Consider the following 12,839-nt stretch of genomic DNA (forward strand, 5'->3'; position numbering starts at 1 on the left):
CCGGCGATGTGGTGCAGGACGAGGGCGAGCAGGTGGTGGGTGTCGTCGAGAGTGAAGAGGGCGGCGCGCAGGGGGAGTTCGGTGGTGAGGTCGAACGGCCGGGCGGCCAGGGCGGCGATCCGGGTGCGGGCGTCCGTCTCGTCGGTGTCGACGGTCAGGAGCGGGATGAGGCCGGGGGTGGCGGGCAGGATGTGCTGGCGGGGTTCGCCGGCGGTCTCGGGGAAGAGGGTGCGCAGGGTCTCGTGGCGCGCGACCACGTCGTCCAGCGCGGCCCGCAGGGCAGCCGTGTCCACGGCCTCCGTCAGCCGTAGCACCACCGGCATGGCGTAGGCGCTGGCCTCGCCCTCCATCCGGTTGAGGAACCAGAGCCGGGACTGCGGGTAGGAGAGCGGGATGCGCTCCGGGCGGGGTTCGATGCGCTCCAGCGGTGGCAGCGCGGTGGCGGGGCGGCCCGAGGAGAGCCGTTCGGCGAGCAGGGCGACGGTCGGCGCCTCGAAGAGGTCCCGGACGCCCAACTCGACGTCCAACTGCGTGCGGACGGTCCCGACCAGCCGCATCGCCAGGAGCGAGTGGCCGCCCAGCTCGAAGAAGCTCTCGTCGATGCCCGGCTCGCGGTCGGTGCCCAGCACCTCGGCGAAGATCCGGCACAGCGCGGCCTCCCGCTCGTCCCGCGCGGTGCGGCCGCCGGCGGACTCCTGGCGGGGCGGGGCGGGCAGGGCCCGCCGGTCCAGCTTGTTGTGCGCGGTCAGCGGCAGCGCGTCCAGCACCACCAGGGCGGACGGCACCATGTAGCCGGGCAGCGTCGTGGACAGCTCCGCCCGCAGCGCGGCCGGGTCCACCTCGGCCCCGGGGGCCGGGACGAGGTAGCCGACCAGCTGCCGGTCGCCCGGGCGGTCCTCGCGGACCACCGCCGCGGCCGAGGCCACGGCCTCCAGGGCGGCCAACGCGGCCTCCACTTCTCCCAGTTCGATCCGGAAGCCGCGGATCTTCACCTGGTCGTCCAGGCGGCCGAGGAACTCGATCGCACCGTCCGGCCGTCGGCGGGTGAGGTCGCCGGTGCGGTAGAGCCGGGCGCCGGGCTCGCCGTACGGGTCCGGGACGAAGCGTTCGGCGGTCAGGCCCGGGCGGCCCAGGTAGCCGCGGGTCACCTGGGCGCCGCCGATCAGCAGCTCGCCCGGCACCCCGACCGGCACCGGCTCGCCGCGACCGTCCAGCACGTACGCGCGGACGTTGCCCAGCGGTCGGCCGATCGGCACGGTGGAGGTGGCGGCGAGTTCCCCGGCCCTCGGGTGGTGGGTGGTGACGCCGACGGTGGTCTCGGTGGGGCCGTAGTGGTTGAGCACCTCGCAGTCGGCCCGGGCCAGCAGCTCGCGCACGTAGGCGCTGGTGGAGCCCTCGCCGCCGAGGATCAGGCCGCGGCGGGGGAGCACCCGGTGCTCGGCGCCCGGGCCCTCCAGGGCCGCCAGGTGCGAGGGGCTGATCTTCAGGTAGTCGATCGGGTGCTCGGCGACGTAGGCGGCCAGCAGCCGTCCGTCCGAGGCGGTGTCGGCGTCCACCATGTGCAGCGTGCCGCCGCCGAGCAGCGCGGCGGAGAGCACGGTGACGCAGGAGTCGAAGGTGAAGGGCTGCACCATCGCGTACCGGGCCTGCGGCGCCAGGGCCAGCGCGGACACCACGGCGGTGTGGTAGTTGAGCACCTGGCGGTGCTCGACCACCACGCCCTTGGGCCGGCCGGTGGAGCCGGAGGTGAACAGCACGTAGGCGGCCTGGCCCGGGTCGACGGCCACCTCGGGGGCGGTGTCCGGCAGGCCGTCCAGCGCCACCTCCTCCACCACGACCGCCCGCACGCCGGCCGGCAGCCGGTCGGCCGCGGCGGCGCGGGTGATCACCACGGGCGCGGCGGTGTCGGCGAGCATCATCGCCATCCGCTCCTGCGGCTGGGCCGGGTCGATCGGGACGTAGCAGCCGCCGGCCTTGAGTACGGCCAGCAGGGCCACCACCGTCCAGCTGCCGCGCTCCAGGCAGATGCCGACCGGGGTCTCGGCGGCGACGCCGAGCCCGCGCAGGTGGTGCGCCAACCGGTTGGCTAGCCCGTCCAGTTCGGCGTAGCGGTGGGTGCCGTCCGCGCCGACCACCGCGACGGCCTGCGGGGTCCGGGCGGCCTGCTCGGCGAAGCGGCCGTGGAAGGTGCCGGCCGGGACGTCCAGGGCGGTGTCGTTCCAGGCGCCCAGCACCTGCTCGCGCTCGTCGGCGGTCAGCAGCGGCAGCCGGCCGACCGGGCGGTGCGGGTCGGCGCAGGCCTCGCGCAGCAGGGTGGCGTAGTGGGCGAGCAGGCGCTCGGCGGAACGCTCCTGGTAGCGGTCGGTGCGGTGGACCAGGGTGAGGGCGAGGGTGTCGCCGGTCTCCGAGACGGTGAAGGTGAGGTCCCGCTTGGCGTCGGCCGGCCCGGCCCCGTCCAGGGGGCGCAGCGCCGGCTCACCGGGCGCGGCCTCGGGGGCGCCGCCCGGTGCGGCCTGGTCGAGCACCAGCATGGTGCGGGCCAGGCCGTCCGGGGAGCCGGCCCGCAGCCGGGCGGCCAGCTGCTCGAACGGCACCTGCTGGTGCTGCAGGTCGCGCTGGGTCGCCGCGGCGGTGCGGTCCAGCAGTTCGGCGAAGGTCGGCTCGCCGGACAGGTCGCCGCGCAGCAGCAGGGTGTTGACGAAGCAGCCGATCAGGCCTTCGAGTTCGGTGCGCTCGCGGCCGCCGACCGGGGTGGCGACCACCGGGTCCTCGCCGCAGCCGTAGCGGTACAGCAGGGCCTGCAGCGCGGCCAGCGCCACGGTGAACAGGGTGGTCCGGTGCCGGGCGGCCAGGGCGCGCAGGCCCGCCGTCACGTCGGCGGGCAGCTCCAGGCCGTGCGATCCGGCGGCGGGGCCGCCCGCGGGACGGCCGGTGGCGGTGGCCGGCGGCGGGGTGTCGGTCAGGCCGGACAACCGCCGCTGCCAGTAGTCCAGGCTCTCCTGGTAGCCGGCGCCGTCCGACCGGCCGCGCTGCCAGGCGGCGAAGTCGCCGTACTGCACCGGCAGCGGCGGGAGCTCGGCGCCGTCCGCGCCGTCCGGGCCGTCCGGGCCGTCCGCCAGCCGGTAGGCGGCCGCGACCTCGCCGAGGAGGACGTTCACCGACCAGGCGTCGACGGCGATGTGATGGACCGTCAGCAGCAGCACGTGCTGCTGCTCGCCGGTGCGCAGCAGTGCGGCGCGCAGCAGCGGCCCGGCCGCCAGGTCGAACGGGGTGTGCGCCTCCTCGGTGAGCCGTGCCTCGACCAGCGCCGCGGCGTCGCCGGGGGTGGACCGGAGGTCGGTCACCGGCAGCGTGAACTCCATGCTCCCGTGGACGAGTTGCACCGGCGTGCCGTCCGCCCCGGTGCCGAAGGTGGTGCGCAGCACCTCGTGCCGGGAGATCACCGCACGGAACGCCCGGGCCAGCCGCTCGGCGTCCAGCGGGCCGTCGCAGGCCACCGCCATCGGCACGTTGTACGCCGCCGACCCGGGGGAGAGCTGCTGGGCCAGCCAGATCTGCTCCTGGGCGTAGGAGAGCGGCACCGGCGCCCCCGGGGCGCGGCCCGGAATCCCGGTCGGGGCGGCCGGGCGCCGGGCCAGCCGCTCGCGCAGCCGGGCCTCGAGCTTGGCCCGCTGCTCGGGCGACAGCTCGGCGATCCGGCGGGCGGTGTCGGCGGCCGCGGCGGCCGTGCCGGTGGCGGCGGCGGTGGTGACGGACTGGGTGGTGCTCACGGTGCTCTCCCCGGAGAAGGTCGGGCGGGGCCCGAAGGCGCTGGGCGGAAGGCGGAGCCGGTGCGGCGGCGGACGGGGCCGGCCGGCGGCGTTCGGGGCGGCGGCGTTCGGGGCCGCGATGTTCAGGGCGGCGGACGGGCCGGCCTACGGTGTTCAGGGCGACGGCGCGCTCGGAACGCGGCGCGCTCGGAACGGGAGGCGCTCAGAACAGGACGCGGGAGCCGGCGGCGGCCCGGGCGTCGCGGGACTTGCGCAGGTCGCGCGTCACGTTGACCCGCTTGAGCCAGCGGTCGGTGCCGTCGAAGCGCGCGGTGAAGGAGTTGCGGCCGTGCACCGCCCGGTAGTTGTCGACGAAGACGATCTCGCCGGGGGCCAGGGCGGCGCCGCCGAGCCGGCGGTCGATCTCCTCGGAGAGCCGCTGGAGCGCGCCCCGGGCCTCGGGGTCGAGCCGGTCCAGGTCCATGAAGTACGGGTCCAGGCAGAGGTAGGGGTCGGACGGCGAGCCGAACAGGACGGGTACGAGTGCGGCGTCGTCCCGCATCCGCTTGAGCCGCTCGTAGGCCTGGTCGAGCAGTTCGGTGCCGCCGGCGAGCGGTCGGCCGGGGCCGCGGTCGAGCATCTGGAGGTGGGAGTTGTCCGGCAGCATGGAGAACCGCGGCTCGGCGAGCACCCGCCGGTCCTCGGCGGAGATCTCCAGCTCCTGCGCGCCGACGAAGGTGGTGGGCACCCGGTCGGGGTTGCGCAGGCAGAGCAGGCCGACGTAGTCGCCGCGGTAGGGGTGGAAGGCGTCCTCGACGTGCCAGAAGATGGTCTGGTTGCTGCCGGTGCCGATCTGCTCGTCCTCGTGGCCCTTCACCGGCAGGACGTCGTGCACCAGGTAGCCGTCCTGCTGGGTGGCCCAGGCGACCGGCTCGCCGAGCAGCGCGCCGCAGAGCAGCAGGAGGATCTCCTCGCGCAGCGACGGCGAGACGCCGGTGCGGTGCTGCCAGTGCTCCGGGGTGGGCCCGATCCGGTCCTGGTCGACGCGGTAGCCGGAGATGACGCAGACGCCGGCCGGCTCGTGCAGCCGGAAGTCGGTCAGGAAGCGGCGCAGGGCCATCGGCAGCCGGTGGGACTGGACGGTCAGTTCGTCCTGGAGGGCCTGGTCCTCGACGCTGCGGTGCCGGTCGGCCAGCTCGTCGAGCAGGGCGGCGATCGCGTCGGCGTCGGCGGGGTCGAGCGTGAGCGTGTGCATGGGGCGGGTCACCTTCGGGGTGGTCGGGATCGGGAGGGGCGCGGGCGGGCGTCCGGCCGGGGCTCAGCCGGCCGTCGGGAGGAGCGCGGCGAGCCGGTCGAGGCCGGCGGTCAGCTCCTCGGAGGCGCCGCCGAAGCCGAGCCGGATGTGCCGGGGCGAGCCGAAGCAGGCGCCGGGCACGACCAGGACGCCGTGCTCGCGGTCGAGCCGGTCGGCGAACGCGGTCACGTCCGCGACCGTGGTCAGCTCGGGGAAGGCGGTGACCCCGCCGGCCGGCAGGTCGGCGCGCACCCGGTCGTGGTGCTCGGCCAGCCAGTCGGCCAGCACCGCGCGGTTGGCTGTGGCCTGGGCGAGCCGGGGGCGCAGCAGTTCGTCGGCGTGCCGGACGGCGTGCGTGGCCACCGCCTCGACCAGCGGGGACAGCGCCAGGCTGGTGTAGTCGCGGCGGCGCACGCAGCCGGCCAGCACCTCGGGCGCGGCCAGGGCCCAGCCCACCCGCAGGCCCGGCAGGCCGTAGGCCTTGGAGAGGGTGCCGAAGGAGATCGCCCGGGGGTAGCCGGGGGCGGGGTCGGGCAGCGGCTCGCGGTCGTAGACCAGGTGCTGGAAGGCGTTGTCCCAGGCGAGCCAGGTGCCGTACCGGGCGCAGGCGTCGACGATGGCGGCCTGCTGGCCCTCCGTCACGGTGGCGCCGGTCGGGTTGTGCGGGAAGTTGACCACCACCATGGCGGTGGCCGGGCCGATCAGCGCCAGCAGCTCGTCCTCGTTGGTGACGACGCCGTGCTCGGTGCGCATCGCCCACGGGACGATCCGGCAGCCCAGCGAGGCGGCCACCTCGACGAGCGCGTGGTAGGCGGGCGCCTGCACCACGACCTCGTCGCCGGGCTGCAGCAGGGCCTGCATGACGAGGTAGATCGCCTCGCTGGAGCCCTGGGTGGCGATGATCGAGCCGGGGTCGGTGCCGTGCCGCTCGGCGAGGGCGGCGCGCAGCGGCTCGCCGCCCAGGGAGTGGCTGTCGCGGAACACGATGCCGCCGAGCGAGGCGGCGTCGGTGCCGGCCAGGGCGAGGACCTGGTCGACGGTGTAGTTCTCGACGCCGCTGCTGCTGATGTCGTAGGTGGTGGTGAAGTACCGCTCGCGGAGCCAGTCCTCCAGCAGGGCCGGGGCGATGGGCATGGGTTCCTCCAAGGGGCCGGTCACGGGGCCCGTCACGGGGCCGGGGCCGGATGGCGGGCCGGGTGGGGTGGGCCGGATGGCGGGGGCCGGGCGGGCCGGATCTGCGGCCCGGGCCGGGTGGGCCCGCGGGCCGGTCGGGCCCGCGGGTCGGGTGGGCGGTCGGGCGTCAGGCGGTGGCGAGGCCGTCCTCGGCCTCCAGTTCGGCGAGCAGCTGCGCGAGGTCGTCCGGGTCGGTGTCCTCGGCCTGCAGCTGCACCACCCGCAGGGCCAGCTCGGCGACGGTGGGCGCCTCGTAGAAGACCCGCAGGGGCACCTCGACCCGGCAGGCCTCGCGGACCCGGGCGGCGAACCGGGCGGCCAGCAGCGAGTGCAGGCCGAGGTCGAACAGGTCGTCGTGGACGCCGACGGCCGGCAGGCCGAGCAACTCGCCCGCCAGCTCGGCGATCTCCCGCTCGGCGGGGGTGCGCGGGGCGACCGCCGTGCCGCCGGCCAGCTCGGCGCGGCCGGGCCGGGGCAGCGCGCCGCGGTCGAGCTTGCCGTTGCCGTTCAGCGGGAGGGCGGGCAGCAGCAGCACGGCCGAGGGCACCAGGTACTCGGGCAGCCGTTCGCGCAGCGCGGCGCGCAGTTCGACGGCCTCCGGCGCGGCGCCGGGGGCGGCCACCGCGTAGCCGACCAGGCGCTGTTCGCCGGGCTCGTCCTCGCGGACGATCACCGCCGCGGCGGCGATCCCGGGCAGTTCGGCGAGCCGGGCCTCCACCTCGCCGGGCTCGATCCGGTGGCCGCGGATCTTCACCTGCTGGTCCGCGCGGCCGATGAACTCGACTTCCCCGTCGGCCCGGTGGCGGGCCAGGTCACCGGTGCGGTAGAGCCGGGCGCCGGGCTCGCCGTACGGGTCCGGGACGAAGCGTTCCGCGGTCAGGCCGGGGCGGCCGAGGTAGCCGCGGGCCAGGCCGGCACCGCCGAGGAACAGCTCGCCGGGGGAGCCGATCGGCACCGGTTGCCCGGCGCCGTCCAGCAGGAGGACGGTGGTGTTGGGCAGCGGACGGCCGATCGGCAGCGCGTCGCCGGGCACCGGCTCGGCGGTCACCCGCCGGGTGGCCGAGGTGCAGGTCACCTCGGTGAGCCCGTACACGTGCACCAGCGGGACCCCGAGCCGCTGCCAGGCGGCGAGGCGGTCCCGGCGCACCCGCTCGCCGCCCATCGCGACGAACCGCAGGTCCGGCGGCAGCGCGGCGCCGGTGCGCTCCAGTTCGGCGGTCCAGTCGTGCCAGTAGGCGGTGGTGAGTTCGAGGCCGGTGATCCGGTGCTCGGCCAGGTAGCCCGTCAGGTCGACGCCGCGGGTGAGCAGCCGGGCACCGGGCAGCACGACGGTGGCGCCGGCCGCCAGGGCCGGGAACAGCTCCTCGACCAGGACGTCGAAGCCGGTGGACGCCAGCTGCAGGAAGCGGTCGCCGGGGGCGAGGCGGAACTCCTCGGCCATCGCCAGGGTGAAGTTGACCAGGCCCCGGTGGGTGAACATCGAGCCCTTGGGGGTGCCGGTGGTGCCGGAGGTGAAGAAGACGCAGGCCAGGGCCTCGGGTTCGGTCGCGGCGCCCGCGGCCGACACCGTCGCGGAGCCGTCCGGCGCGCTGGCCGCGGCGTCGCCCGGCGCGTCGCCCGGCGCGTCGTCCGGGGCGTCCGGGGCTTCGATCGGCGCGACCGTCAGCCCGTCCAGCAGCGGCGCCGTGGTGGGACCGTCGGTGAGCACCAGCCTGGCGCCGGACAGCTCCAGCAGCAGGCGCAGGCGTGCCTCGGGCAGCTCCGGGTCCAGCGTGGTGAACGCCGCGCCCGCCTTCATGACCCCGAGCAGGGCGGTGACCAGCAGCGGGGTCGGGGCCGCGTGCACCGCGACCACGCTGCCCGGCCCGACGCCCCGTGCGCGCAGCCGGGCGGCGCAGCGCTCGGCTGCGGCCTCCAGTTCGGCGTAGCGGGTGGTGCGGCCCTCGTGCTCCAGCGCCGGGGCGTCGGGCGTGCGGGCCGCGGCCGCGGCGACCAGCTCGTGCAGGCCGCCGGCCGGCACCGGGCGGGCGGTGTCGTTCCACGTGGTGAGCACGGTGCGGCGCTCCGCGGCGTCGAGCAGCGGCAGCCCGGACAGCCGGGTGTCCGGCGCGTCGGCGGCGGCGGCCAGCAGCACGCCGAAGCGGTGTGCCAGGCGGGCGATGGTTCCGGCGTCGAACAGGTCGGTCGCGTACTCGACGGTGAGGGCGAGCCGGCCGTCCTGCTCGACGGCGGTGACCATCAGGTCCATCAGGCAGGAGCCGGTCAGGGCGTCCAGCGGCTCGACCCGCAGGCCCGCGAAGCCGGCCCGGGGCGGTCGGGCGCTCTGCAGCGTCAGCATGGTCTGGAACACCGGGTGCCGGGCCGGGTCGCGTTCCGCGCCCACCGCGTCCAGCACCTGCTCGAACGGCACGTCCTGGCAGTCGAAGTCGGCCAGGACGCGGTCGCGGGTGCGCTCCAGCAGCTCGGTGAAGGCCGGGTCGCCGGAGAGGTCGCCGCGCAGCGCCAGGCTGTTGACGAAGCAGCCCACCAGGCCGTCCAGTTCGTCCTGGCCGCGGCCCGCGACGGGGGTTCCGACCAGGACGTCCTCGGCGCCGGAGAGGCGGCCCAGCAGGGTCTGGTAGCCGGCCAGCAGCACCATGAACAGGGTGGCGCCGTGCCGGGCGCCGAGCGCGCGCAGCCGCTCGGTCAGCTCGGCGGGGAGCTCGAAGCCGTGCACCGCCCCGGCCAGGCTCGGTACGGCCGGGCGGGGCCGGTCGGCGGGCAGCTCCAGCACCGGCAGCGGGCCGGCCAGCCGCTCGCGCCAGTGCTCCAGCTGCCCGGTCCAGCGGCCCTCGGCGGCGCGGTCGGCCTGCCAGCGGGCGTAGTCGGCGTACTGCACCGGCAGCGGCGGCAGTGCGCGGCCGTCGTAGAGCGCGCCCAGGTCCTCCACCAGCACGGCCATCGACCAGCCGTCGAGCGCGATGTGGTGGATCACCAGCACCAGGACGTGCTCGTCCGGGGCGACCCGCAGCAGCAGGGCGCGCAGCGGCAGCTCGGCCGCCAGGTCGAAGGGGCGGGTGACGAAGGCGTCGACGAGTTCATCGGGCCGCTCGCCGGCGGCGAGGTCGCGGACGGTCAGCGGCGGCTCGCCGACCGGCAGCACGCGCTGCGTCGGCACGCCGTCGACCTCCGGCAGGACGGTGCGCAGCACCTCGTGCCGGGCGGTCAGCCCGCGCAGGGCGGCGGCCAGCGCGGCATGGTCCAGCGCGCCCCCGATCCGCACCGCGGTGGGCACGTGGTAGGCGGGGTTGCCCGGGGCGAACCGGTCGAACAGCCACATCCGCTGCTGGGCGAAGGAGAGCGGCAGCGGCCCGGCGCGGTCCACCGGGACGACCGGCGGCAGCGGGGCGGCGGCCGGCGGCTCGTCGGCCGCGGCGCGCAGCCGCCCGACCAGCTCGGCCTGGGCGGCGACGGTGACCGCGCCGAACACCTCGCGCAGCCGCAGCTCCACGCCGAACTCCGCGCGCAGCGCGCCGACCAGGCGGTTGGCGAGCAGCGAGTGGCCGCCGAGGGTGAAGAAGTCGTCCAGCACGCCGACCTCGGGCAGCTCCAGCAGTCGCCGCCAGATCGCGGCGATCGCGGCCTCGTCGGCGGTGCGCGGGGCGAGCCGGTCGGCGGGGCCGGCCTGGGCGGCCGGCGCGGGCAGCGCGGCGCGGTCCACCTTGCCGTTGGGGGAGAGCGGCAGGGCCGTCAGCTCCGTCCAGAGCGCGGGGACGAGGTGGCCGGGCAGCCGCTCGCGCAGCCAGGCGGCCAGCTCGGCGGCGGAGACCCGGGTGTCCGTGGCGGGCACCCAGTACGCGGCGAGCCGCCGGTCGCCCGGGGCCACGTCGCGGGCCACCACGATCGCCTCGGCCACCGCCGGGTGGGTCAGCAGCACGCCGGTCACCTCGCCCGGCTCGACCCGGAAGCCCCGGATCTTGACCTGGTGGTCGGCCCGGCCGAGCAGCTCCAGTCCGCCGTCGGCCCGGCGGCGGGCCAGGTCTCCGGTGCGGTAGAGGCGCTCGCCGGGCACCCGGCCGTACGGGTGCGGCACGAAGCGTTCGGCGGTCAGACCGGGCCGGCCGAGGTAGCCGCGGGCCAGTCCCTCGCCCGCCACGCACAGCTCGCCGGGCACCCCGGCCGGCACCGCGCGCAGCAGGGCGTCCAGCACCAGCAGTCGCTGGTTGGGCAGCGGGTGCCCGTACGGGACCGGCGCGGTCGGGTCGGCGTCCTCGGGCACCCGGTACTCGTTGTTGCAGAAGGCGGCCTCGGCGACTCCGGCGGAGTTGACCACCTGGCAGCCGGGCGCGGCGGCGCGCAGCCGGGGCGGCAGCGCCGGCGGCAGCACGTCCCCGCCGATCATCGCGGTGCGCAGGCTGCCCAGGGCCAGGCCGTGCTCCTCGGCGGCGGCCAGCATGGCCTCCGTCCCGGCCGGCCCCATCGACCAGACGGTGACCCGGTGGCGGGCGACCAGCTCGGCCCAGTGCCGGGGGTCGCGGGCCGCCTCGGGCGCGGGGAAGACGGCGGCGGCGCCGACCACCAGCGGGGCGAGGCAGTCGTGCACGGCCGGGTCGAAGCTCGGCGAGTGCAGCGCGATCATCCGGTCGCCCGGCCCGAAGCCGTGCGAACGGGCCAGCCCGGCGAAGGTGTTGACGATGGCGCGGTGGGTGACGGCCACGCCCTTGGGGCGCCCGGTGGAGCCCGAGGTGTACACCAGGTAGGCCAGGTTGGCCTCCCCGGACGCGCGACCGGTCGCCTCGGCCCCGGCACCGGCCCCGCAGCCGGCACCGGCCCCGCCGCGGCCGAACTCCGGGCCGTCCTCGCCGATCTCCTCCAGCAGCAGCACCTCGGTGCCCGCCGGCAGCGCGCCCGCGGTGGAGCGGTGGGCCAGCACCACGGCCGGCCGGGCGTCGTCGATCATGAAGGCCAGGCGGTCGGCCGGGTACGACGGGTCCAGCCCGAGGAAGGCGCCGCCCGCCCGCAGGGTGCCCAGCATGGCCGCGCTGAGCCCCGCGCCGCGCTCCAGGCAGAGCGCCACCGGCACCTCGGGCCCGACGCCGCGCTCGCGCAGCCGGTGGGCGATCCGGGCCGCCCAGGCGTCCAGCGTCCGGTAGTCGAGGGAGCCGGACGCGTCGACCACCGCGACCGCCTCCGGGGTGCGGGCCGCCTGACGGGCGAACAGCTCGTCCACCCGCAGCCCGGCCGGGAGCTCACCGTCGGTGTCGTTCCAGCCGTGCAGCTCCTGCTCCAGCTCCTCGGGGGTGAGCAGCGGCAGCGCCGACAGGCGGGTGCCCGGCGCGCGGACGGCGGCGCCCAGCAGGGTGGTCCAGTGGCCGAGCAGCCGGGCCACCGTCGGCTCCTCGAAGAGGTCCCGGGCGAACTCGGCGAAGCCGGTGAAGCAGCCCGCCTCCTCGGTGAGTTGGAGGTCGAGGTCGAGGTGCGCGCTGTCCCGGGCGACGCTCACCGGCTCGACCGCCAGGCCGGTCAGCGCGGGCGTGGTGGCCGGCGCGTTCTGCAGCACGAAGCCGACCTGGGCCAGCGGGTTGCGGGACAGGTCCCGGCTGGGCGCCAGCGCCTCGACCAACCGGTCGAAGGGCAGCTCCTGGTGCTCGAAGGCGTCCAGCGCGGTGCCGCGCACCCGCTCCAGCAGTTCGGCGAAGCTCGGGTCGCCGGCCAGCGAGGTGCGCAGCAGCACCGTGTTGACCAGCGCGCCGACCAGCAGTTCCGTCCCCGGGGCGCGGGTGGCGGGCCCGGTCGCCACCACGACCTCCTCGGTGCCCGCGTGCCGGGCCAGCACCGCCTGGAAGGCGGCGAGCAGGACGATGTACGGGGTCGCCCCGGCGGCCCGGGCGAGGTCGCGCACGGCCTGCGAGGTGGCCGCGTCCAACCGCACCGGCACGGTCGCGCCGCGGAAGCTGCGCACCGCCGGGCGCGGCCGGTCGCCGGGCAGCTCCAGGGCCTGCGGCGCACCGGCCAGCCGCTCGCGCCAGTGGTCGAGCAGCCGGTCGCCGAGGCCGCCGTCCAGCGCGGCCTGCCGGGCGGCCACGTGGTCGGCGTAGCGCAGCGGCAGCGCGGGCAGCCGGACGGGCCGCCGCTCCGCCAGGGCGGCGTAGCACTCGGAGAGTTCGGACATCAGCAGGCCGAAGGACCAGCGGTCCACCACGATGTGGTGGAGCACCACGACCAGCAGGTGCTCCTGCGGCCCGAGGGCGATCAGCTCGGCCCGCAGCAGCGGGCCCTTGGCGAGGTCGAACGGCTGCTCGGCGAGCCGGCCGGCCAGCTCACGGACCTCGGCCTCGCCGGCGCCGGCGGCCTCGGTCACGCCCAGCTCGAAGGTGCGGCGCGGCAGCACCAGCTGGACCGGGACGCCGTCCCGAGCGGGGAAGACGGTGCGCAGCGCCTCGTGCCGGTCGACCAGCAGCTGGAAGGCCTGCCGGAGGTGGTCGGCGGCCAGCGGTCCGCGCAGTCGCAGGGCGGCGGCGGTGTTGTAGACGCCGCTGGGGCCCTCCAGCCGGTCGATCAGCCAGAACCGGCGCTGGGCGGCGGAGGCCGGCAGCACCTCGGCGGTGCGGGGGGCGGGGGCCACGGGGTGCTCCTTCACGGGG

Annotated in this window: 4 protein-coding genes; all 4 read right to left on the reverse strand. The window is 76.9% G+C overall.

Annotated elements, in window-relative coordinates; translation table 11 throughout:
- Positions 1-3,770: amino acid adenylation domain-containing protein (locus ACZ6Y7_RS36630; protein WP_465762297.1), on the reverse strand; the 3,770-nt coding region annotated here is incomplete at its 3' end.
- Between the two features lie 202 nt (positions 3,771-3,972).
- Positions 3,973-5,004, reverse strand: coding sequence for a guanitoxin biosynthesis L-enduracididine beta-hydroxylase GntD (gene gntD, locus ACZ6Y7_RS36635; protein WP_465762298.1), 1,032 nt, complete (start codon positions 5,002-5,004; stop codon positions 3,973-3,975).
- 63 nt (positions 5,005-5,067) lie between these two features.
- Positions 5,068-6,177, reverse strand: a complete 1,110-nt coding sequence (gene vioD / locus ACZ6Y7_RS36640; protein ID WP_465762299.1) for a capreomycidine synthase — start codon at positions 6,175-6,177, stop codon at positions 5,068-5,070.
- Between the two features lie 166 nt (positions 6,178-6,343).
- Positions 6,344-12,820: an amino acid adenylation domain-containing protein gene (locus tag ACZ6Y7_RS36645; protein WP_465762300.1), complete on the reverse strand. Its 6,477-nt coding sequence runs from the start codon at positions 12,818-12,820 to the stop codon at positions 6,344-6,346.
- Between the last annotated feature and the right edge of the window lie 19 nt (positions 12,821-12,839).

The sequence above is a fragment of the Kitasatospora sp. NPDC053308 genome, from assembly GCF_055585785.1.

Bases quoted from the DNA above. Each gene is read 5' to 3' on its own strand.
- gntD (WP_465762298.1), bottom strand. From the start codon at position 5,004: ATGCACACGCTCACGCTCGACCCCGCCGACGCCGACGCGATCGCCGCC.
- vioD (WP_465762299.1), bottom strand. From the start codon at position 6,177: ATGCCCATCGCCCCGGCCCTGCTGGAGGACTGGCTCCGCGAGCGGTAC.